At 69.0% G+C, this 22,224-nt stretch carries 18 protein-coding genes; 5 read left to right on the top strand and 13 right to left on the bottom strand.

What is annotated here, in order from left to right; all coding sequences use genetic code 11:
* Nucleotides 1–47: 47 nt before the first annotated feature.
* The 6 genes from EV653_RS00085 to EV653_RS41890 all read right to left on the bottom strand — a co-directional run bounded on the left by EV653_RS00085 (nt 48) and on the right by EV653_RS41890 (nt 12,285).
* Nucleotides 48–3,092 (bottom strand): multicopper oxidase domain-containing protein, encoded by a 3,045-nt coding sequence (locus tag EV653_RS00085; RefSeq protein ID WP_134096719.1) that lies wholly within the window; start codon nt 3,090–3,092, stop codon nt 48–50.
* A 10-nt stretch (nt 3,093–3,102) separates the two neighbouring features.
* A complete protein-coding gene (locus EV653_RS00080) occupies nt 3,103–4,392 on the bottom strand; it encodes a multicopper oxidase domain-containing protein (RefSeq protein WP_134096717.1) in 1,290 nt (429 codons plus the stop codon).
* Nucleotides 4,393–4,407: 15 nt separating this feature from the next.
* Entirely contained in the window at nt 4,408–5,685 is a 1,278-nt protein-coding gene (locus tag EV653_RS00075) for a multicopper oxidase domain-containing protein (protein WP_134096715.1), read from the bottom strand.
* Between the two features lie 74 nt (nt 5,686–5,759).
* Nucleotides 5,760–11,120: an IPT/TIG domain-containing protein gene (locus EV653_RS00070; RefSeq protein WP_134096713.1), complete on the bottom strand. Its 5,361-nt coding sequence runs from the start codon at nt 11,118–11,120 to the stop codon at nt 5,760–5,762.
* Nucleotides 11,121–11,294: 174 nt separating this feature from the next.
* Entirely contained in the window at nt 11,295–11,654 is a 360-nt protein-coding gene (locus tag EV653_RS41895) for a PEP/pyruvate-binding domain-containing protein (protein WP_255510750.1), read from the bottom strand.
* 19 nt (nt 11,655–11,673) lie between these two features.
* The gene (locus EV653_RS41890; protein WP_238159474.1) at nt 11,674–12,285 is read right to left on the bottom strand and encodes an Rv1733c family protein; all 612 of its coding nucleotides are present in this window, start codon (nt 12,283–12,285) and stop codon (nt 11,674–11,676) included.
* A gap of 265 nt (nt 12,286–12,550) precedes the next feature.
* On the opposite strand from EV653_RS41890, the gene EV653_RS00060 reads away from it, so the two are divergent.
* Genes EV653_RS00060 through EV653_RS00050 form a run of 3 tightly spaced genes read left to right on the top strand, consistent with a single transcriptional unit; the run spans nt 12,551 to nt 14,545 of the window.
* Complete coding sequence (locus EV653_RS00060; RefSeq protein WP_134096709.1) at nt 12,551–13,333, top strand: 2-oxo acid dehydrogenase subunit E2; 783 nt, start codon at nt 12,551–12,553, stop codon at nt 13,331–13,333.
* Nucleotides 13,330–14,112 (top strand): universal stress protein, encoded by a 783-nt coding sequence (locus EV653_RS00055; protein WP_134096707.1) that lies wholly within the window; start codon nt 13,330–13,332, stop codon nt 14,110–14,112. The genes EV653_RS00060 and EV653_RS00055 overlap by 4 nt, the downstream gene beginning before the upstream one ends.
* Before the next feature lies 1 nt (nt 14,113).
* On the top strand, nt 14,114–14,545 hold the full coding sequence (locus EV653_RS00050; RefSeq protein ID WP_134096706.1) for a hypothetical protein: 432 nt from the start codon (nt 14,114–14,116) through the stop codon (nt 14,543–14,545).
* 115 nt (nt 14,546–14,660) lie between these two features.
* Here EV653_RS00050 and EV653_RS00045 read toward each other — a convergent pair whose 3' ends face one another.
* Entirely contained in the window at nt 14,661–14,945 is a 285-nt protein-coding gene (locus EV653_RS00045) for a DUF1876 domain-containing protein (RefSeq protein WP_134096704.1), read from the bottom strand.
* Nucleotides 14,946–15,104: 159 nt separating this feature from the next.
* Between EV653_RS00045 and EV653_RS00040 the strand changes: the two genes are divergently transcribed.
* Nucleotides 15,105–15,296, top strand: a complete 192-nt coding sequence (locus EV653_RS00040; protein WP_134096702.1) for a hypothetical protein — start codon at nt 15,105–15,107, stop codon at nt 15,294–15,296.
* 85 nt (nt 15,297–15,381) lie between these two features.
* Nucleotides 15,382–15,864 (top strand): peroxiredoxin family protein, encoded by a 483-nt coding sequence (locus tag EV653_RS00035; protein WP_134096700.1) that lies wholly within the window; start codon nt 15,382–15,384, stop codon nt 15,862–15,864.
* 39 nt (nt 15,865–15,903) lie between these two features.
* Here EV653_RS00035 and EV653_RS00030 read toward each other — a convergent pair whose 3' ends face one another.
* The 6 genes from EV653_RS00030 to EV653_RS00005 form a co-directional block, all read right to left on the bottom strand.
* Complete coding sequence (locus EV653_RS00030) at nt 15,904–16,218, bottom strand: hypothetical protein (RefSeq protein ID WP_134096698.1); 315 nt, start codon at nt 16,216–16,218, stop codon at nt 15,904–15,906.
* A complete protein-coding gene (locus EV653_RS00025; protein WP_134096696.1) occupies nt 16,215–16,502 on the bottom strand; it encodes a hypothetical protein in 288 nt (95 codons plus the stop codon). The genes EV653_RS00030 and EV653_RS00025 overlap by 4 nt, the downstream gene beginning before the upstream one ends.
* A gap of 14 nt (nt 16,503–16,516) precedes the next feature.
* Nucleotides 16,517–17,962 carry a dihydrolipoyl dehydrogenase family protein gene (locus EV653_RS00020; protein ID WP_202871424.1) on the bottom strand — a complete coding sequence of 482 codons (1,446 nt, stop codon included), beginning with the start codon at nt 17,960–17,962 and terminating at the stop codon, nt 16,517–16,519.
* Between the two features lie 79 nt (nt 17,963–18,041).
* Complete coding sequence (locus EV653_RS00015) at nt 18,042–20,768, bottom strand: ATP-binding protein (protein WP_202871423.1); 2,727 nt, start codon at nt 20,766–20,768, stop codon at nt 18,042–18,044.
* Nucleotides 20,769–20,914: 146 nt separating this feature from the next.
* A complete protein-coding gene (locus tag EV653_RS00010; RefSeq protein ID WP_134096694.1) occupies nt 20,915–21,688 on the bottom strand; it encodes a ferredoxin reductase in 774 nt (257 codons plus the stop codon).
* Nucleotides 21,689–21,732: 44 nt separating this feature from the next.
* On the bottom strand, nt 21,733–22,224 hold a 492-nt coding region (locus EV653_RS00005; protein ID WP_134096692.1), incomplete at its 5' end, for a TOBE domain-containing protein.

Here is a 22,224-nt window from a genome sequence, read left to right as displayed (position 1 = left end):
TCGAAGCCGGGATCGCAGTGTGGGGATGCGATCCCGGCTTCGGTCAGTTACGGCATCGTGTATCTGGTCGAGTTGAAGGTGTCGAAGTACGCCTGCCCGGTCGAACTGGAACTCATCCCGGCCGACAACCCGAGCCAGGTCGTCTCGATCCGCAGCGTGCTGGTGTTGCCGGTCTGCAGCGAGCGGCTCACCCCATCGACCACTAGCCGCAGCGAGCCGGCCGAACCGCCGGTGGCCGGACCGGACGTCCAGTCGACCTGCAGTGTGTGGTTCCCCGCCGTCAGTGTGACCCACGCACCCGTCAGCGTCCCGGCTCCGCTGCGGTCCAGAATTGTCCGCACCTGCGCCGAGCCTGCCGACAACCTGTACTCGAGCGCGAACACCTGGCCGTTGGCCGCAGTCCGGGTCTGCAACAGGCTGATTGCCGTGTTCGCGTTCGTGCCGGAGGTCAGCGTGTTCCGGTTGAAAACGAAGCGCGCGTGGTACGACGTCTCGGCCGTCGGCGTGTTGTCGGTGAGATAACCGGCACCCGGCAGGGTGACCTGCAGCCCGCGAAGGCTACCCGGCTCCAGCGGCCCTGGCCGCGCTGCGGTGGTTGTGTTGGCGACCCCACCGGTGCTGCCACTCCAGAATCCGAACCCACTGGATTCGAAGTCGTCCCCGAAGATCCGGTTCGGACGCTGGACCGACACCGTCGTGTTGACCGGCTTGCTCCAGTTGCCTGCCAGATCCTGCACCCGCAGGTTGAAGACCTGGTTCCCCGGCGGCACGGAGGTCAGCGGGACGGTCACCTGGACCTTGCCCGCAACCACGCTCACCGGCACAGAGACCCCCTTGCCCAGGCCCGGATCGGTCGTGCCCAGCCAGTACTCCGCTTTCGCGATCAGCGAGGCGTCGGTGACCGGCGCGGTCAGCGTCAGGTTCTCCGCCCCGTTGGTCGGGTTCGGCGCGGCCGTCAGGGCGCCCAGTACCGGTGCGGTCTTGTCGACCACGAGGTTCACGGCGAACAACGGTCCCCAGTTGCCCGCGGCATCCTGACCGCGGACGTAGACGTGATGGGTGCCGTCGGCAAGCGCCTTCACCTGGGTGAGCGGAATCAGGCCATAGAAGGTCTCTCCGGTCGAGTCCAGCTTGCCGTCCACCGGCAGCAGTTGCAGGCCGGTGCCGCCGGGCGGGTTCGGCACGGTCGGGTCGACGAACGCCTCCGCGTCGGCGAGCAGACTCTGCAGGGCTCCGCCGGCGTCCTTGTCGGTGATCTCCGCCGAGACCAGCAGATTGCCCGGGTGGCTCTTGTCCGCCAGGACGCCGTTGGTCGGGTTCGGTCCTACGGCGGCCGCGTCGACCGCTGGTCCGGTCACATCGATCGGCAACGGGATGTCGAGCAGCGGTCCCCACAGCCCCAAGGAGTCCTTGCTGTGCACCAGTACGTGATGCGTGCCCTCGGTCAGGGTTTGCAGGACGGCGGCCGACAGGTCGGCGTCCTCCGACACCACGGTCGCGCTGCGGTTCAGTGTCAGCGCCGTACCGCCTCCGCTCGTCCCCGGGGTGTCGAGGAAGTACTCCGCCGCCGTGATCAGCCCGCCCGCGTCCGAATCGTCGCCGGTCGCCGACACGGTCACCGGGACCGTCGCGTTGGCCGGCACATCGGCGATCGAGCCGTTGATCGTTTGCGGACCGGTCTTCGGCAGGTTGAGGATCACCGAGCCGACCACGCCCCAGTTGCCTGCGGCGTCGAAGGCGCGGACGAATACCGTGTGCCGGCCGGCGTCGAGCGCGGCCAGCGTCGCGGTCGTGATCACGCCGGTGGCGCCGGTGACGGTGATTCCACCGCCTGGCAGGCTCATCGGCGTACCGAAACCGGGTCCGACGGTGACCGCGTCGTCGATCACGAACTCGGCCTGGGTCACCGCCGAACCGCCGGTGGTCGCGTCACTGAGGTCCGCGGTCACGGTCACCGGCAGCTCTCCGGTCGCCGGGTTCGGGGCCAGCCGGAGATGCGTCGAGACCGGCCCGACAGCGTCGGTGCTCGGCGGTGGCGCGTTCGTGTCCAGGAAGGTGAGCATGCCGCCGAAGGCGAACTGCGCCGGGTCGGCAGTGTGTTGCCCGTTGTTGTCGAGGTGCCGCGCGGGCTCGTACAGCGCCAGTTTCGACTCGGGCCCGGTCGGCATCGTGACGAGGGCGTCCAGGGTCTGCCCCGGATCGACGCTCTCCGCGGCCACCGTGGTCGCGTAATGCATCGGATGCCCGCCCTGGGCGATCTCGGTCTGCGACCCGCCGAGCACCGTCATCGGATGCGTCACCGAACCGGCGTTGACATAGCGCAGCAGCACCTTGTGGCCCTGGTCGGTCGCCACCGGGTCGGTGGCTGGGAACGGCTTGCCGTTGATCAGCCGGTACTTCGGGGCGAACTTCCGCAGGTCGAAACCCGCGGGGTTCGCGTTGAACGCCGGATCGACCTCACTCAGTACGACAACAGCGTCGTCGTCGTACTCACTCCCGGGATAGCCCGCCGGCTGACTGCCGTACGCCGTGCCGTCGGACGGCAGCACGACCAGTGCACCGGCCAGGCCCATCGCGACCTGGCGCGCGCCCGCCGCGGTGTGGCCCGCCTCGTACAAGAACGTTCCCGGCTTGGCGGCGGTGAACGTGTACGTCTTGGTTCCCGCGGCGATGCCGGCGGTGTCCTCACCACCAGTGGGCATCGGCTGGCCCGGGAAGGCCAGTGAGACGGTCTGCCCGACGAGTTGGTTGTGCAGGGTGACCGTCACCTGGTCGCCTTGGCGGACGACCAGCACCGGTCCCGGGGCCGTCGCCGTACCGGTCGCGCCGGTCGACGAGAAGCCCCAGATCGGGACGGTCGCCCCGAGCAGGGATGTGGTGCCGGCGAGCGCGTAGAGATCGCAGACGGCCGTGGCCGTGCCGAACGTACAGCCCCGCGGCGTGAGTTTGCCGACGGCAACCGATGCGTGCGCCGGCGCCTGCGGCAAAGTCACGGTCACTGGCGCGGCAGCGGCCGGGAGCGGTGTCAGCAGCGCAGCGGCCAGAGCTGTGGATGCGACGCCGACGGTGGCGATCCGGAGTCTGTTCGTCATCGTCGTGTCCTCACTGGCTCACACAGCCGGCGGGCGGGTCGATGCGGAAGACCGTCATCATGCCGCCGAAGGCTGCACCGTAGTTGGTTGCCTGCTCGAGCGCGTGGCTGTGTGCGATGTGGTAGTACTCGCCACACTCGTTGTTCTGCGTCAGGTTCGACGGCACCGCGTTCTTCGTGCCGAGGTACCCGCTCTCCGAGAACCACGTGTCCGGCCCGACCAGCAACTGGTCGGTGATCGCCGGGATCTGCGTCGGGATCGGGTTCGTCGTCGCGTTCCAGTGCTCGACGTCGCGCCAGTCCATCAGCACGTCGAGGGTCTGCCCCGGACCGACGTCGAGGTCGTACTTCAGGTACGACAGATCCTGACCGGACGGTCCCTGGAGCGCGTGACCGTCGCGGTTGATCACCCGTTCGTCGCTGCCGTGCGGGTGGAACGGATAGTTCACGCTGCCGGCGTTCAGATAGTGGATGGTCGCCGGGAGCGGATTGGTCACCGCGTCGTACGGCTTGATGTGCACCAGCGCGCCGTACGGCTGGCCCGGCAGCCAGGGCGCGTTGTTGGGCGCCAGCGTGTCCGGCATGCTCCGGCCGTTGATCATGAAGTACCGCGACTTGGACGAGTTCACGTCGACCGGCTGGTTGCGTTCGACCGCGAGGTGAACGTCGGGGTCGACCTCGGAGAGCAGGTACACGTACTCCTTGCCGTTCGCGAAGGCCGAGTCGGGCCGGTCGTTCACCTGGTTCGGGTGACCGGCGGGCCGTACGACGAGAGCGCCGTACAGGCCCATCTGCAGTTGCTTGTCGACATCGGTGCCGGTCTCGTACAGGTAACTGCCGGGGCTGCCGGCAGTGAACGTGTAGGTGACCGATCCGTCGGTCGCCGGCGCGGACTGGACCAGCGAGGTCAGCGACCCGCCGGAGTCGAACTGCGGCTGGGCTGGGTTGCCGTTCGCCTTCACCCCCAGCTGGCCGGGAAAGACGATCGAGGTTGCCTCGGGCAACGTGTTGTGCAGGATCACGGTGACGGGCCGGCCGGACTCCACGCACAGCGTCGGACCGGGCAGCTGGAAGCCGCGTTTGCTGCTGCTGTAGCTCCACATGTAGATCGAGTTGCCGTCCGGCGTGGAGATGTAGCCGTCGCGCGCCGTCAGCGAGAACGTCTGGTTGGTGTCGGTGTCGCAGAGCGCCCCCTCGGACATCTCGGCGGCCGATGCCTGGGTGCGCACCACGACCGGCGTCACCGCGACCAAAGCCGCGGCGGTCAACGCCAGGACACGCTGGACTGTGAGTCGTCTCATCGGATCATCGCCCCCTCAGACGTTCGCCGCGGTCTGGGCGGGATAGGTGCCGGGCGCACCGACGACGATCTTCGTCATCATGCCGCCGTACCCGGCGCCGCCGCCGTTGTCGAGATAGGAGTACTTGCGGTCGTAGAGCAGGTACTCGCCGGGGCCGGGCGCGACGAAGATCGCGTCCCGGCTCTCTCCGGGTCCGACTTCGACCGCGTTCGTCGTCAGGTAGTTCGTCGTACCGTCGCGTCCCTTCAGGAGGCTCGCGTCCTTGGCGATCACGGTCAGGTCGATGTTGTCCACCGTCAGCTCGTGGTTCTGGTAGCCGAGGTTCGACATCCGGAGCAGCACCCGGTCGCCGGCGTTGCAGCGGATCAGCGACGAGATCGGCTGGTACTGCAGCCGGCCGGCCGCCGTACTGAGCGGATCGCCGTTCGGCGCGGTCGTGTCCGGGTAGGCGCGACCGTTCAGCAGCCAGAAGCTCGGGTCGTAGTCGGTCCAGTCGTTCACCTGGATATGGGCGTCGCGGTAGTGCGCGGCCGACCACAGCTCGGTGATCATGAACGCGAACTCGCGATCGTAGGCCGTCGACCCGTCGCCGTCGTTGTACGCGTAACGCTCCCCCGCGTGCAGCGGCGTCCGGTTCTGTGCCGGCCGGACGAAGACCATGCCGGTCATGCCCATCTGGACGTGTTCGACATCCTCGAAATGGCAGTGGTACATGTACGTCCCGGCGTCGTGCGGACGGTAGAAGTACGTCAGGTCCCGGCCGATCGGCACTGCGAGCGAAAGCTCCGGGACGCCGTCGAACAGCGGGATCGCATTCACGAACCCGTGCCAGTGCAGCGTGTGCCCGTCGAACAGGTCGGGCCGCTGTGCCAGCCCGAGGTTGGTCAGCGTCAGGTAGATGTCGTCGTCCTCGTCGAACGCCATCATCGGCGCGCTGATCTGAGCCTTGCCACGCTGTGCGGCGACCAGGTTCGACGTCATGCCGGTCACGTCCCGGAAGCCGAACACGTAGGTGTTGAACGGGCTCGGCGCCAACGGGTCGGGGAAGAACGGCGGGTCCGGCGGCGCGTCGCCCGGCATGCCCACCCAGCCGTCGGTACCGGCCAGGTGGACCTGCTTCACGGGATGGGTTACGGCCGCCGAGGACTTCGCCACGACCGCTGTCCGGCCCGGAGCGGCCATCACGGTGCTGGTGGTCAGCAGCCGGCCGCCGAGCACCACGCCCGCTGCCGCCGCCGTACCGGTAAGGAAAGAACGCCGCGTGGGTCCACGCGACACGGAATTGTCGGTCACTGGTGTCTCCCGTTGCTGGAACTGGGTGCGGAAAAGGTGTGGCCCGCCGGAGGGGGTACGGCGGGCCACACGACTCACGGCGTCATCTGGTCCGAGCCCGCGTCGTACCGGCGTGCGGATCCGGTCCCGGTCGGCCGCGGCTGCCCGTCGATGTCCGGGCTGGGCGCCGTCACGGTGTAGCTGAACCCGGTCGTGCCAGTCCCCCACCGGACGGTCGTGTTCGCCGCGCCGAGCCCCCGGGCCGGGGACGCCGGCGTTCCGGTGGCGAGGTGGAAGTCGCCCATCAGATCGGGTGGCAACAGCTGCGCCACGACGACCGCCTCCCGGAAGGCCGGGTAGGACCGGACGGCGAGGATGTTCACCGACACCTCGTACGGCGAGACGAATCGCGGATCCGCCGACGAGTTGGTCGGGTCAGGCGCCGTACCCGTGGTGTCCTGCAGCACCGAGTGCGTCGGCGTCAGCAGGGCGTCCGGTACGTCGGCCGCACCCATGTCCCAGTTGTTCACGGAGTTCGCCGTACCGTCGGGCAACTGCCCGCCGATGCCGTAGACATAACCACCCGAGAACGACCCGGCGCGGTTGTCCCAGAACACGTTGTTCAGCAGCGTCGGTTTGCTGTACGTCGTTGCCGCCAGCGTTGCCGATCCGGAGAACAGCGAGGTAGTCCGCAGGCGCGCCTGCAGCGGATCGCTGTTCGCCGCGGTCGACAGCCCCGCCGGAGCCGGCTGGCCGTCGCTGGTCACGGCCGAGGCCGTGGTCAGGTTCTTCGTGACGGTGTTGTTGACCAGATTCACGAACACCGCGTCGTCGAGCGCGAGCCCGCCGCCCTCATGCGCCGAGATGTTGTCGGCGATCGTGTTGTTCGTGATCGTGATGGTCTGCGGATCGGTCCGGGAGATGTGCGATCCGCTCACCTGGAGCAGCCGGATACCGCCGCCGTCGTCGTTGGCCAGGTTCGCCTGGATGACGTTGGCGTCGACGGTCACCGGCCCGGAGCCCGGCGAGAGCGCGGTCGGCGTGGCCGGCAGCTCGCCGGCGATCATCACGCCACCGCCCTCGTCGTACGAGGCGTTGAACCAGATCCGGTTGTTCGTGATCCGGCCACCGGTGCTGCCACCGGGGTTCGCCATGTAGCCGAACGCGGTCAGGGCGCCGCCGTACTCGGCCGAGAAGTTCCCGCACAACGCGTTGTCCTCGATCCGGTAGCCGTCGCTGCCGGTGAACAACCCGATCCCGCCGGCCAGGTTCGTGCCGCCGTTGTCGCGGATCTGGTTGCGCGCGATCACCGGGTCGTAGTTGCGGTTGTCCCCGACGTACGGCGTGCCGATCCGGATGCCACCGCCGTACGAGCCGCCGTTGCCGTGGATGACGTTGTCGGTCACCTGCAGGCCACGGACGTTGGAGTGGACGTAGATGCCGCCGCCCTGCGTGACCAGCGCGCCGGCCGCGCCGTACGGCGTGGTCACCGCCCCCGTCAGCACGTTGACGTTGCCGGGGATGTCGGCCTGTGCTCCGCCGGTGATGCTCAACCCGTCGAGCGTGACCGGCCAGCTGCTCGGCACGAAACCTGCCCGCGCCGGGTCGTCCAGCACGGTCACGACCGCCGAGTCCGGCACTGCCGGGTCACCGGAGTACTGCAGGCTGCTGAGCCGGTTGATCCAGGCGGTTCCGTTCGGGTTGTCCAGGTTGAAGCCGGAACCGTCGAGGATCGATCCGGGGACCCACGTCCCGGCCGAGTCGAAGCCACCGGGACCTACACCCTGGATCCGGACCTGGTGATGCACGATGACGTTCTCGTTGTAGTCGCCGCGCGGGTTGGCGGAGCTCTGGGCGTTCGGCCACACGACCACGAGCCAGTACGGTCGCAGCCGGGTCGGCGTCGCCGCCTCGAGCGCGGCCTGGACGGTCTTGTAGGTCTTGGCCGGACCGACCTCCGCGATCAGCGGGTTGCTCGCAGACATGCCGGCCAGCAGTGGGACGTTCAGCCCCAGCACCTGCAGGGTCAGTCCGTTGACGCTCTGCTTGCCGTTGTGCCCGGTGATCTCGAGTACGGCGGAGCCTGTCGCGAAGCCCACCGGGACGGTGAACGTGATCTTCTTGTCGCTCCAACTGGTGACCGTCATCGCTGTGCCGTTGAGGGTCACCTGGTCTGGTGCACCGGCAGCCCCGAAACCGAAGCCGGTCACCGTGACCGACCGGTTCGCGTCGCTGCGGCGGATGTACGGCCGATCCACGGCCAGCAGTTGCGGCACGTTGGAGCCGAGGTCGCAGACTGTCGGATTAACTGTCGTGGTGTCCGGCGCGAGGACTGTCGCAGCGACCTGGGTGGGCGCCTCGTCAGTCACTGTGTAGAGCCCGGGCCACGCCTGGAAGTTCGTCGCGATCGTCCGGAATCTCGGGTTGTAGTCAGGATTCAGTGCGCCTGGCTGCCCGGGATCGTTGCCCACGAACCGGTACATGTTCGGGCACGGACCGGCTGGCAGCGGACAGTTGTAGGTGCCGGTGGACGGCTCCAGGGCCTCGTACAACCCGTTGAAGTCGGTGTGCACCGTGTCGACCAGCCGGCCGGACCAGTCGTACAGACCGACTGGCACGAACGGCAGGCCCTGTGCCTCGCCGTAGTTGACGCTGCGCTTGTCGAGGGTCAGGCCGAGGTCGTTGAGCGTCAGACCCCAGAAGTGCGTCGGGATCGGCACATCGGTGAACAGGTTGAAGTTGGGCGCGGTCGCCTGCTGCGCCCGCAGACCGACCAACTTGTCGCCGCACAGCGGGCGCTCGTAGCCCTGGAACGGGCTGCCGCCGCCGGCGTTGAACGCCTCGTTGGTCACATTGACCGTGTGCAGTGGTCCCGCGCAGGGCGAGATGATGCCGGCCTGCTGTGACGGGGGCTCCGCGGGCGGCGTCGGCGTCGGATCCGGCGGACCGGCCGGATCGTTCGCCTGACCCGGGGTCGTCGGCGGGTAGTTCTCCTGCGGGAGGTAGCTGTCACCGTCGAAGACGTTCACGTCTTCTTCGCTGGTGACCTTGTACATCGGCTTGCCGTCGACCGGGTCGTTCGGGATGTCGACCGACACGATGTAATCGCGAGCCGGCAGATCCTGCTGCTGGCCTGCCGGCAGCGGAGCGTAGAGCGCCAAACCGTCCGGGTTGTGCACGGTGTCCGTCGGCGGGTACAAGTTGATCTTCGAGGTCGTGAAGCCGTAGTTGCCGTTCACTGTCTGGCCGCCGCCGGCGCTGTCGCTCGCGCCGACGGTCACACCCATCATCGGGGCCTCGACACACAGCCGGTTCTCCGCCGGACCGAAGGCCGGCAGTGCCTGCTGGTCTGTCAGTGGCTGGCCGTTGTACGTTCGCGCGGTGCAGCCGCGCGGCGGCGCCCACTCCTCCGACGTGTACGCGTCCTGGACCTCAGGACCCTTGACGAATGCGCCGTACTTCGGGTTGTCGGCCATCCCACCGTTGCCGTCGGCAACCTGCTTCGGCTCGATCTCGTATCCCTGGCGGCACAACTCCGCGGGAGTCGTGTCCGTACACGCCTTCGGCAGATACAGGTGCACCGGGATGCCGGGGATGCCCGGCTGGTAGGGCTCGGTCGCCGCCATCGCCGGGTCGAGCTCGTTGCGCGTGGTGTCGTAGGTGACCGTGCCGACGATGCCACCGTTGGTGCCCGCGTCGTACGGCTGGACGCCCCAGTCGATCCGCCCCCGGAGCCCGATGATCGGCAGGAAGTTGATGTCCACGAGACTGCCCAGCTGTGTGGTCGGCTTGGTCTCGTTGGCAGCCTGGTACGTGATGCCGGTGGTCTTGTAGCGGGTGTTGAACCCTTCCAGGACCAGCCACTTGCCGAGCGGGTAGGTCTCCCTGATGTCGTAGTTGCCGGCCGAGTCCGTCACGGCGGTGTTCGTGTACTGGTCCATCAGGGAGTTGTCCCGCTCCCGGACGGTGAGAGCGAAGCTGGGCACGGCACGCTCGCCGATGTCCCGCTTACCGTTGCCGTTAGCATCGATGAAGACGCTGCCGGTCACGTGGGTGAACCAGCCGACGAGCATCTTGTTGCCGACATCGGTGACGTCACCGTTGTGGACCTCGACGTTGAAGCTCCAGAGGATGTAGTCCTGGTCGTCGTCCCACAACGTGAGCTGGTAGGTGCCGTCCGGCACATTCGTGATGTCGAAGCTGCCGTCCGCCGCACCGCGACCGACGTACACCGCGGCATCACCCGCGTCGAGGTCCGACAGGGCCACCCACGGATACGGGATCGGTCCGTCGGCCTTCGCTCCGGCGAAGCCGGTCTCCGGTACGACCTGGCCGTTCTGCCCGCCGATGTAGGGCAGACCGGCGATCACGACACCCCTGACCTCGCCCGTCGTACCGGCCGGCGATGTCAGGGCCTTGGTCCGGACGAACCCGAACTGTACGGCGGAAACCAGTTCGGCGCCGCGCACCTGCTCGGTGTCGTACCCGGTCTCGCCTTCCTGTTGCCAGATGTCGTGGTCGTGGCCGCCCTCCAGTGTGGTGGTCTGCACCCATTGCCCGGCCTGCGCGGCCGGCGGTGTCACCGTCGCCGCGTAGCGGTTCGGGCCGAGGTTCGGGATGACGATCGCGCCGGTCGCGTCGCTTGTGCAATGCCCGGTGGAGCGGGCGGTGTCGATGACCGGCCGGTTGTTCGCGTCGAACAGCATCGCGCCGGTCCCGTTGGCGTTCGCGTGCTTGTAGACCGTGCACAGCGGGTTGCCGTAGTAGTCGGTGCTGACCAGGCCGAGTACGTCGGTGAGGGACGCCGTGAAGCCCGCGAGTCCCTGTTCCGCGTCGGCCTCGTACGTACCGTCGACCGGGATGCTGTCGTTGAAGACCTGCAGGCGCAACGTCGTCAGAGGCAGAGGGGTCGGGTTCATCCGAACGACCGCGTGCGTCGTCGCGCCGGAATTGATCGTGAAGTGCTGCCCGTCGATCTTGAAGCCGTCGGCCGTGACCGAGATCAGGTACTTGCCGGCCGGCAGGTTGCCCAGCGCCGTGCCGTCGTTCAGATCCGCCTCGGTGCCCTGGGCAACGATCGGGGCGAAGCCGGACGTCGGCCGGGTCGACGGCCATGGGCACGTGTCGGCGTAGTCCGGGTCGGAGGAACCGCCCGGGGCTGTCGCCGGCAGGCACCGGTCGATCAACTGGCTTGCGCGGGTCCCCGGGTCACCGGTGTCGTCGACGTTGATCAGCCACTTGTAATGAGCCACCGGATCGTTCTCGTGAACGAATCCGGGACCCGAGTTCACCGATCGGGCGCTGGCCACGTGCAGGGTCAGGCTGCCCGGCCCCGCAGCCACCGCGGGCGCCGCATACCGGCCCAACTGCCCCGCAGACATCACCGCCGCGATCAGGCCGAGCGCGACCATCACCCGCAGCCATCGCCGCGGTACGGATCTCCACTGCTGTGTCACGATCCCTCCCCCACTCGCGCGCCCAACGGGCGCCACGCCGTCAGCGCAACAGTGGAGGAGGGAACCCGTGCGTGGCCTCGGATGACAGAGTTCTCATCTGTTTCTCATCGCCGCCACCGCCGGACGAAGGCCGCCCGACACCCGCCCGTCATCGACGGGGCACGTCCGTCATGGTCACCAGCTGGTAGCAGTCACGAACAGCTCACCGGTGCGACCGTCCTTTGCCCATTCGAGGGTCATCGGGCGGCGGAAGTGCTTGTCGGCCGCGACCGACCACCACGCGAGTTCCTGCAGGTCGTCGTCGGCCAGCACGAGACTGCCCTGTTCATCTGGCGTGGTCGGCACCGTCTGCGTTCCGCGCGGATCGGCGTACACGACCTTGGTCGGCTTGGCGCCGTGGTGCTTGACGATCAGCGGGCGTGCGCCTGGGTGAACGGAGTACTGGTCGGCGCCGGCGGCCGTCGGTTCGCCTGTGGCAGGGTCGAAGGTCCCGGCTTCGGTTGCCTGACGACGGCCAGCAGAACCAGGGGCCAGGCTCGTGCAAGCCGGACTGTCAGCGCTGGCCGCGTTGCCAGCGGGGTGCGGTGGTCTGCCATTCGGCGGTCCACTCGCGGAAGCGGCGGCGGTCCAACGGGACCCGCGCGAGGCGGAACAGACCCCAGAGTACGAGCCACGAGCCGAGGACGGTGAAGAGGCTGAGCGTCCCGCCGAGGGCGGCGCTGTCCGACTTCGAACGCGGCGTCGTGACGATGTTTCCCGACTGATCCAGCCAGACCGGCACAGCAGCGCCGGCCTTGGTGCCGATCACGACGCTCCGCATCCCAACACGTTCCACGCCCTGCGGGTCGACATAGGACACGCGAACCATCGGCAGCGCAGCTCCAGGCACGGCCGGCACCCCGCGATCCGAGCCCTCCAGGGTTTTGCCCTGAACCTCGTGCAGGCTGGCTCGCTGCCGCGCTGCCGACGCGTCCAGGAACGTCTGGAGGCTTCTCCCGACGGCCGCGCCCACCGGGATCATCAGCAGCGCGGCAATCAGCGCACACCACAGCAGCGCGGTTTCGATCCGGTCCGACGGGCGGCGCAGCGAGTTCCGTCCGAAGCCCAGGCGACGAGCCTGCATAAGCACCCACAACTCCGCGGACCTATGCATCACGGTGCTCATGACGGCCTCCCCCTGCCCCTCACGGTTCGACACAGGGCACCGGCTCACCGGATCGGTTCCGTCTTGGCGACGGTGGGTCTCGTGGCCTGTAGCCACCTTTGTCGGTCCGTTTCCGGTGAGCCGGTCGTCTCCCCACCAACAGATTCGCCGAGCCGACGGCGTCGCCGACAGGGTCCAAGGTCCCGTGTTCGAGGGACCGATCGGCCGATGCGGACGGCGGGTGCGGCTGCCGATGCTTGAGTCAATCGGCTGAGGAGGTGGACCGGTGCGGGACACACAGGTACGACGGGTGCCGTGGGTTCGGCAACTCGTGATCGACACCGGGCGCGCTGCCCAGCGACGCCACGCCATTCATGGTCTGTTCGAGGTCGACGTGACGTCGGCTCGCGCGGCCTTGCGCCCTCACCTGTTCACCGCGTTCGTGATCCGTTGCATTGCCACCGCGGTCGCCGAGGAACCAAGCGTGCAGGCCTATCGTGATTTCCGCGGCCGGCAGATCGCGTTCGACGAGGTCGACATCGGTCTCCCGGTCGAGGTCGACGTCGAGGGAACTCCTTTCGCGTTCACTCATGTGCTCCGCGACGCAGCTCGGCGTACGGTCGAGGAACTGCACCAGGAGATCCACGCGGTCAAGTCCGATCCGTCGCTGAGTCCGTCCGTGCACAGGGCCACCTGGGCCCACGCCTACCTGTTGCTGCCCGGCTTCATCCGGGTCGGGCTGCTCGGCGGGCTGCACCGGATGCCGCATCGCCAGCGGGCCCTGGCGGGCACAGTCGGGGTGACAGCCGTCGGTATGTTCGGCGCCGGAGCAGGCTGGGGCATCGCGTTCCAGTTGCACACGCTGAGCCTCGTCATCGGCGGCATCGCCAAACGGCCGATCCTCTTCCAGGGCCGGCTGGTGGAGCGCGAGTTCCTGCAGCTGACCGTGAGCGCCGACCACGACATCGTCGACGGCGCCCCGGCCGCCCGCTTCGTCGGCCGGCTCCGAGAACTGCTGGTCACCGGCGACGGGATCCCGTCGCCGGTCGTCATGAGGAGACCCGCATGAGGCACAAACCCGTTGTCGTCGGCATCGACGGATCACCGGCCGCAGCCGTCGCGATCGAATGGGGCGCCGTGGAGGCCGCCACGCTGCGAAGCCCACTGCACCTGGTCCACGCCGTGAAGTCCGGTGGATCGCCCGGGCAGGCCGGCGACATCGTCTACAAGGGGGTTGCCCAGGCGCGCGGACTGGAGCCGGGCATCGTCATCGACTCCCGGATCGAACGCGGATCGCCGTCGGTCGCGCTGGTCAAGGCGTCCGGCGACGCAGCCGTCGTCGTGATCGGCAGCCGCGGTCTCGGAACCCTGATCGGCGGCCTCGTCGGCTCGACCGGCCTCGACCTCGCGGCGAATGCCCGCTGCCCGGTCGTCGTCGTACGCCCCGACCTCGGCGCGACGGCCGCCGTGCGGGTCGTGATCGGGTACGACGGTTCGCCGGCCAGCGACACCGCGCTCGCCTTCGGGCTCGACTACGCCCGCCGCCACGACCTCGCCGTACGCGTCGTCGCGGCGCAGCCCGAAGGGACCGAGCTGCACCGGATCACCGAGGACGAACTCCGCGAGGCCGTCCACGCACGCGGCGGCAGCGACGCCGAACTGATCCAGATCACCGGCCATCCGGCGGAGCACATCCTGCGGCTGTCCGGCGACGCCAGGCTGATCGTCATCGGCGCTCGCGGCCGCGGCGGGTTCGCGGGCATGCTGATCGGCTCTGTCAGCCAGACGGTTCTCCACCACGCCGGCTGTCCGGTCGCCATCATCCCGGCCGCCGCAACCGGAGGCTGACATGACTACTCCGACCACTCAGATGCCGTCGGCAACCATCTGGCGGACGGTCCACCGGGGCTTCGTCGCCGTCTTCGCCTGCGGCGCCGGCGTACACGTCCTACTCGCCTTGACCACGCCGCACTCGTACGACGGCTTCGCCGACGCGGCCTTGTTCGGCTGGGTCCACGACGGCTGGCAGAACATCTTCATGGCGCACCCGACCGCCTGGGCGGTCCTCCTCGCCTTGCTCGAGCTCACCATCGCGGTCCTGCTCGTCAAGGCCCCGCTCCTCGGCTACGTCGCCGTCATCGCCTTCCACCTGGCCCTCATGCTCTTCGGCTGGGGCTTCTGGCTCTGGTGCGTCCCAGCTCTCGCCCTCGCACTACCGGCAGCCCGCAACACCTTCCGAACCACCCGCGACGTTCAGGGGCACCGTCGGCCTCCTCGATGAAGTCGACGGCGAGTCCGACGAGGCTACGTTTCCGTGATTCGGAGATGACTGCCACCCAGCTGCTGTTGACCGCCTGCATCTGCTGCCTGCTGCTGGTCCGGCGGGACAGCTTGCGTCAGCCGTGTAGGCGGATGCGTTCGTGGGTGATTGCTTCGACGTCGGACGCGGCTGCGTGCAGCAGCTTGTGGGCGAGGTCCGACAGCGCGCGGGCAACGGCCAGCTCGTCGCCGATCTCGGCGATCTCGCGGTCATGAGGGCTCCGGTGGGCGGCGCCGCGGCCGACCAGGTGGGTCTTGTCGTTGGTGTGCAGGCGAGCCTCGGCGTGCGTGGTCCGTTCGTCCTCGTGTTCGTCGACGAAGACATCGACGCGCCAGCGCCTGCTCGTGATCCTCGTGGTCATGGTCTCGTCCTTCAGCCCTGGGGATACCTCTCTAGAGGCCATCGTCGGAAACCGGCCGGGCGACAACCAGGGCCGTCCGGTCCACTGTGCCCAGGCCCTTCTGCACTGTCGGCCGATCGAGGACGGGCGTGTGCTGAAGGTGAGAGAAGGGAGCCGGCCATGAGCGACCTCGAGAAAGGCCGCGTCCAGCGAGACGCGCAACGTACCGTTACCCGCCGCCGCGCCGCCGGTTCGACCAACCCGGAACGTGCGATCGTCCGCCACCTCGGCATCGAGCTCTACAAGGAGCAACACAGCGCCGAGCACCCGCCGAAGAAGTCCTCGCCGGTGGTGGGCCGGGGTAAGGACTAGGCACCTGCCGGAAGCGCAACGGTGCTGTGGTTCGAAGACTGAGGGGGTACGGCGAGCGACCACCCACTCGACAGGAGTCCTGCTGATGCCCTTGCTTCATCCCGGAGATCGGTTCCCGGATCTGACCTTCGCTGTGCCGGGCGGTGAGAAGGTCACCGTTCCGGCGCTGTTCGACGGCGGATTCGGCGTGATGCTGTTCTACCGAGGGTCCTGGTGCCCGTACTGCAACACGCAGCTGCGGGCCTTCCAGCGTGCGACGAGCTCGCTGGACGAGCTCGGGGTGCGCGTGGCGGCGCTGTCGGTCGATGACGAGGCGACCACTGCCGAACTGATCGCCAGACACAAGCTCGCCTTCCCGGTCGGCTTCGGGGCCGACGCGGCGTCGGTCGCCGACCTCACCGGGGCGTTCGTGAATCCCGACCCGCAGTATCTGCAGTCCACCGGGTTCGTCCTCGACCCCGACGGCAAGGTCGTCGTCAGCGTCTACTCCAGCGGGGCGATCGGACGGCTCGTTCCGGACGACGTCGCCGGGCTGGTCCGCTACCTGCAGGAGCACCCGACTGCCTGACGCCCAGGCCCCGGCCAACCCGGCCGGGGCCTGCGCCTGTTACCGCTCGTACCACCCGTCGAAGCGCGATCCCCGCGCCGGGTCGATGAACGTCAGACCTACCACGACGCCGTTCTCGACAATCCACCGCAGCTCGTACCAAGCCCGGAACGACGGCGGCCAGAACGAGCAGAACCTGCCGTCCTCCACCGACCACGTCCCGCGGGTATCGCTACTGCCCTCGGTGTACGTCGTGGTGCCCGACGCCTCGAACACCTGCCGCGCCCCATCGCCGTACCGAAGCACGCCCGCGGTCACCGCACGCGCGATGTCCGCAGCGTCGACCGCCTGCCCGTTGCTCAGCGGCTCCGTCATCTCTCCCCCTTGCGCTGCACGGCGAATCCCAACTCGCCGAGCACCTTGACCGCTCCTGCCTTGCCGCCCTCGAATTCGCCCGACGCGAGCCGGCGTCCGGTCGCAAGCTCGAATGCCGTGCCCAGGATCGCTTTCGGCGGGTACGTCCGTCCCTCACGGACCAGCTCGTACGTCGTCGTCGGCGCGAAGCCATGCGCGGCGAAGAACGGCTCGGCACCCAGCCGGTCGTACTCGTCCATCGCGCGCTCGACCTCCGCCGGCGTCACCTGACCCCAATCGATCATGCCCGCACCCTCCTTCAGCCTCGGTACGCTTCGAGGAGGCGCAACCACACCTCGCTGATGGTCGGGAACGACGGGACCGCGTGCCACAACCGGTCGATCGAGACCTGGGCCGCGACCGCCACCGTTGCCGAGTGCAGGAGCTCGGTGACGCCCGGACCGACGAACGTGACGCCGAGCAACGTCCGGGTGTCCTCGTCCACGACCATACGGGCGCGGCCGCGGTACCCGTCGGCGTACAGCTTGGCGCCGACCACGACGTCACCGATCTCGACGTCGACCACACGAGTCCGGAAGCCGTCCACCTCCGCACGGGCCGCGGTCCGTCCGACAGACGCCGCCTCCGGCGTCGTGAACACGACCTGCGGTACGGCGGCCGCGTCCGCGCTGGTCACGTGCGGCCCCCAACTCGCCAGGTCGAGCGGCCGGTCGGCGGCCTGGTCGACGATGGCCTGGCCCGCGATCCGGGCCTGGTACTTGCCTTGGTGAGTCAGCAGCGCGCGGTGGTTCACGTCACCGAGCGCGTACAACCAGCCGTCGTCGACGCCGCGGACCCGGCAGGTGTCATCCACCTCGAGCCAGGTCCCGGACGGCAGCCCGACCGTTTCCAGACCGATGTCGCCGGTCAGCGGGATACGGCCGATCGCGAAGAGCACCTCGTCGGCCTCGACCCTGTCACCGTTGTCGAGCGCGACCGTGACGGGTCCGGCCTCGACCGGGCGGCGCAGCGACTCGACGATCGACGCCGTACGCACCGTCACACCCGCGACGGTCAGCCCCTCGGCCACCAGCTCGCCGGCGAACGGCTCCATCTGCGTCAGCAGCCCGTGCTCGCGCGCGATCAAGGTGACCTCGGCTCCCAGGCCGTTCCATGCCGTCGCCATCTCGACGCCGACCGGGCCGCCGCCCACGACCACCAGCCGGCCCGGGACCACGCTGCTGTCGGTCGCATGCCGGTTTGTCCACGGCCGCGCCTCGGCGATCCCGGGGAGGTCCGGTGCCGCGGCGATACTTCCGGTGCAGATGGCCACCGCCTGCCGTGCCGTCAGAACGAGCACCCGGTCGTCGGCCGTCGTCACCGCGACCCGGCGCGGACCGTCGAGCCGGCCGTGCCCGCGAATCAGTGTCGCACCGATGCTGCCGACCCAGTCCGCCTGACCGGAGTCGTCCCAGCCGGTGACGTACCGGTCGCGGCGACCGAAGACACCCTTGGCGTCGATCGATCCCGTCACCGCCTCGCGCGCGCCGTCGACCTCGGTCGCCTCCGCGATCGCGACCACCGGACGCAACATCGCCTTGCTCGGGATGCAGGCCCAGTACGAGCATTCGCCGCCGACGAGCTCACGTTCCACCACCGCCACCGTCAGGCCACCGGCTCGCGCACGGTCGGCCAGTGTCTGGCCGATCGGGCCGGCACCGATCACAACAACGTCGAACTCCTGCGTTTCCTCTGCACTGGTCACAGCAGCGACTGTCCGCCGCCTGGCCCGGCGACCGCGTCTGTCAGATCCCCGGTATGCGGCACTGGTAGGGGTCCCGGGCTCAGCTGGAGCCTGGCAGCTGCTCGTGCCGTAGTTGCCGGCGCGACGTCAACTGGAGCTTCGCGAACACCTTGCCCAGGTGCCACTCGACGGTCCGCGGGCTGAGGAACAGCCGAGCGGCGATCTCGGCGTTGGACAAACCATCCGCGACCAGCCGGGCGACCTGCGCCTCCTGCGCCGTCAGCAGGTCCGGAGTCGGGGTACCCGTGCCGGTCGGCACCGGACCACCCGCTGCCCTCAGCTCGCCGGCCGATCGCTCCGCGAACGCCTGCATCCCCATCCGGCTGAACTGTTCGTACGCCGTCCGCAGCTGCTCCCGCGCCTCGCTCACACGGTTCGCCCGGCGGAGCCACTCGCCGAACAGCAGGTGACTGCGGGCGAGCTCGCCGCGGATCCGCGTTTGCGAGAGGTGCTCGATCGCGGTCCGGTACTGCGCTTCCGCATCGTCGTCGGCCGCCAGCAACGCACGGCAGCGGGCTTCGATCCCAAGCCCCCAGGCGGTACGCGTGGCCTGGGTAGTCTCGGCCAGCCGTTCGCAGGCCGCTTCGGCTCCGGCACGACGGCCGAGTCGCACCGCCGCCTCCGCCAGCTCGGCCAGGACGGCCCACGGCTCCACGCCCATGACCGGCGGCCGTTGCGCGGCCTTCGTCGCCTCCTCATACGCTTCCTGGTACTGCCCGAGGCTGTTGTTCAGCACAGCTGCGGCCGTTCCGGTCAGGATCAGACCGAAACTCTCGCCACGACGATGCGCCTCGCTCACCGCCCGGACGATCAACGCACGGGCGCGCTGCTCGTGTCCTTGCCACGCTGCCAGCAGCAAAGCGCCGTACGGAGCCATGGGCAGCCTGGTGACCTCGTTCACTGCGTCGAGCTCGGTCTGCAGCCCGGCGGCTCGGTCGAGCTCGCCGGTCAGGACGTGCGCGCCCATCCGGACGCTGAGCGCGAGCGGAAGGGTCGCCATCGCTCCGAGCGCCCGCGCCAGGTCCAGGTGACGCTGGTTGTCGAGCGTCTGTTCGTTCCAGAGATTGCCCGCCACGATGTGCGCGAGCCAGAACCACCGCATCGACTCAGCCGTGAGCGTAACGTCCTGGAACGCCGCCAGGGCCTCGGTCAGCAGCGGAACCGCGGCCGCATAGCCGTCCGTGAAGCGGACTGCCAACCCGTCCAGCAGCAGGTCCATGGCACCCGCGGCGGTCGGCCGGACCGCGTTCCGGGCTGCCTCGGCAACCTCGGCGAGGCTCTTCGCCGCCCCGTCGTCGGCGAACATCGCCGCGAACAGCGCATCGAGGTACGTCTCACGAGCCCTCGCCGGGTCGATCGTCTCCAGCTGCCGCGCCGCCCGCAGCAACAGCGGTGGCGCCTCGACGCCGCGGTTGGCGGTGAACGCGATCTGCGCCCGGAGCAGATCGATCTCCGCCCGCGTCCGGTCATCGAGGCGGCCCGTCTCCGCAACCAGCAGCAGCCGCAACGCGTTCTCGGAACGACCGGCCTGGTGGAAGGCCCCGGCCGCCGCGATCGCCCGTCGGGTACGGCGCGACGTCCCGCCGGTCAGCTCGACCGCTCGCGACAGGAAGGCGGCTGCGGCGATCAGACCGCCGCGGCTCTGAGCCCTGGCCGCCGATTCCTCGAGTTCGGCGGCGACATCCTCGTCCGGCCCGATCACCGACTGCGACCGGTGCCAGGCGCGTCGCTCGGGGTCCGCACCCGGATCGGTGGCCGCCGCGAGGGCCGCATGGGCCTGGCGGACTTCTTCCGGTGCGGCCGAACGATAGACAGCCGACCGGACCAGTGGATGCCGGAACCGGACCCGCGTCCCGATCCGCACCAGGCCGGACGCCTCCGCCGGTCCGGCGGCCGGCAGACCGATGCCGAGCGTCTCCGCGGCACGCCACGTCAGCAGCGCGTCACCCAGTGGCTCAGCCGCAGCGATCACCAAGAGCCGCCGGGAGTCCGCGGGGAGCTCGTCCAGGGCGCGAATGTACGTCTCCTCGACCGAGCGCGGCACGAGCTGCGACCCCGGCAGACCGAACCCGCCGGCCAGCTGGGCCGGGTCCAGCGTCCGCGGCGCCTCGATCAGTGCGAGCGGGATTCCCCGTGACTCGGCGACGATCTGGTCGAGTACCCGCTGGTCCGCGGGACCAGGCAACACCGTACGCAGCAGCTCGCGCGCATCATCGTCGTCCAGCCCTCCGAGCGCCAACTGCGGGATGCCCGCGAAATCCTTGGCCCCGTCGCAGTCACGCGCCGCGAACACCATCGCGATCCGCTCGGCCACCATCCGCCGGGCAGCGAAGGTCAGGGCCTGCAGCGACGAGGTGTCGAACCACTGAGCATCGTCGACGATGCAGACCAACGGCTGTCTGGTCGCCGCCTCGGCCAGCAGGCTCAAGGTGCCGAGGCCGATCAGGAACGGGTCCGGAGGCGGTCCGGACCGCAGCCCGAAGGCGGTCGACAGCGCGTTGCGCTGTGGTTCGGGCAGGACCTCGAGCCCGTTTAGAAAGGGCCGGCAGATCTGGTGCAGGCCTGCGAAGGCCAGCTCCTGCTCGGCCTCCAGCCCGGACACCCACGTGACCTGGCAGTCGGACACCTGTTGCACGAAATGGTCGAGCAACGCGGTCTTGCCCACGCCGGGCTCCCCGCAGACAACCAGGCTGCGGCTACGACCAGCGCGAACAGCATCGAGAAGGCTGCTCAGCAGCCGATTCTCTTCCCGCCGATCGTGCAACACGCTGCGGAGTTTACGTCTCCGACTGCCCGTATCCCCTGGGTGAACGGCGTCCCGCCCGCGGACCGGCCACACGGCTAGCCACTGGCTGGTAAGCACCGGGTCATCCCCGGGGCAACCTCGTCCACGCGGCCGCGACCGGGTTCAGGTCAGTCCCCCGGAGTCGACGCGCGGGTCATCCCTGTTCCACCGAAGCGTTCGGTGCGGATCCGGAGCGGATCATGGCCCAAGGCAACTAAATGGTCAGCTGCCGTCTCGACGAAGCCGGTCGGTCCGCAGATGTAGGTCAAGGGCCGGTCCGCGGCCGGCCAGCCGGTCTCCGTCAGCAGCTCGCCGTCGACCCGCCGCCGGTACCCGCGCCAGCTGCCGGCCGGCTCCCGGGTCAGCGTGACCGAGATGTCGAACAGGTCGTAGGCGGCGATCTCCATCAACTCGTCGCGATAGATCAGCAGGTCCAGGGACCGAGCCGAGCACAGCAGCCGCACCGGCACCCGACTGCCGGCGGCCCGGTGGTGCCGCAGCATCGCCCGCAGCGGCACGAGCCCCGATCCGCCCGCGACCAGGAACAACGGACCGCCGAGCTCGTCGCCCCAGACGAAGTACCCTCCGAGCGGGCCGCGGAGTGCGAGCTCGTCCCCCACCCGCAACTCGTCGACGAGGTACGGCGAGACCTCGCCGTTCACGATCCGCTCGACGGTCAGCACGACGTACTCGTCCTCGGGCGCCGACGCGATCGAGTAGCTGCGTTCGGCCTGATACCCGTCGGCCGCGGTGAGCCGCACATCCACGTGCTGCCCGGGACGATGGGTGGTCCACTCGGGTACGGCGAGCTTGATCGTCCGGGCCTCCGTCGTCTCCTGGACCGCTTCGACGACGGTTCCGGTCTGCCAGCTCAATCGCCGCTGTGGCGCTGTTCTTTCCACGGGTCTCCGTAGTTCTGGTAGTCCAACGTGCCGAGGGCTCCTACTCAGGCCGTCAGGCGTTCCTCGGTGGAGGTGGAGAACAGGTGCAGCTTGTCGGGGTCGGGGGCCAGGTAGACCTCGGTGCCCTTGTCGTTGTGCAGGCGGGTGCCGATGCGGGCGATGATCTGCTGGTTCTCGGCGTGGTCGGCCGAGCCGTACAGGAACGCGTCGGAGCCGAGTTCCTCGATGACGGAGACCTTGACCGGCAGCCCCTGGTCGGCGATGTGCAACGCCTCGGGCCGGACACCCAGCGTCAGGGTCTTGTCGTCGCCGGCCTTGGCGAGCAGGTCGCGGGCGATCGGGACGACGTAGTCGCCGATCTTGGCGCCGCCGTCGACGATCTGGGCGGTGATCAGGTTCATCGCCGGGGACCCGATGAAGCCGGCGACGAACTTGTTGCGGGGCCGGTCGTAGAGGTTCAGCGGGGTGTCGACCTGCTGCAGCACGCCGTCCTTGAGGACCGCGACCCGGTCGCCCATCGTCATGGCCTCGACCTG

It is taken from the genome of Kribbella pratensis (assembly GCF_004365355.1).
Lineage (GTDB): Bacteria > Actinomycetota > Actinomycetes > Propionibacteriales > Kribbellaceae > Kribbella.
The sequence above is the reverse complement of the archived record's forward strand: the minus strand, read 5'-3'. Positions and strand labels throughout refer to the sequence as shown.

Bases quoted from the DNA above. Each gene is read 5' to 3' on its own strand.
- EV653_RS00035 (WP_134096700.1), top strand. From the start codon at position 15,382: ATGCCCTTGCTTCATCCCGGAGATCGGTTCCCGGATCTGACCTTCGCT.
- EV653_RS00025 (WP_134096696.1), bottom strand. From the start codon at position 16,502: ATGATCGATTGGGGTCAGGTGACGCCGGCGGAGGTCGAGCGCGCGATG.
- EV653_RS00085 (WP_134096719.1), bottom strand. From the start codon at position 3,092: ATGACGAACAGACTCCGGATCGCCACCGTCGGCGTCGCATCCACAGCT.
- EV653_RS00050 (WP_134096706.1), top strand. From the start codon at position 14,114: ATGACTACTCCGACCACTCAGATGCCGTCGGCAACCATCTGGCGGACG.
- EV653_RS00055 (WP_134096707.1), top strand. From the start codon at position 13,330: ATGAGGCACAAACCCGTTGTCGTCGGCATCGACGGATCACCGGCCGCA.
- EV653_RS00080 (WP_134096717.1), bottom strand. From the start codon at position 4,392: ATGAGACGACTCACAGTCCAGCGTGTCCTGGCGTTGACCGCCGCGGCT.
- EV653_RS00045 (WP_134096704.1), bottom strand. From the start codon at position 14,945: ATGACCACGAGGATCACGAGCAGGCGCTGGCGCGTCGATGTCTTCGTC.
- EV653_RS00030 (WP_134096698.1), bottom strand. From the start codon at position 16,218: ATGACGGAGCCGCTGAGCAACGGGCAGGCGGTCGACGCTGCGGACATC.
- EV653_RS00040 (WP_134096702.1), top strand. From the start codon at position 15,105: ATGAGCGACCTCGAGAAAGGCCGCGTCCAGCGAGACGCGCAACGTACC.
- EV653_RS41890 (WP_238159474.1), bottom strand. From the start codon at position 12,285: ATGAGCACCGTGATGCATAGGTCCGCGGAGTTGTGGGTGCTTATGCAG.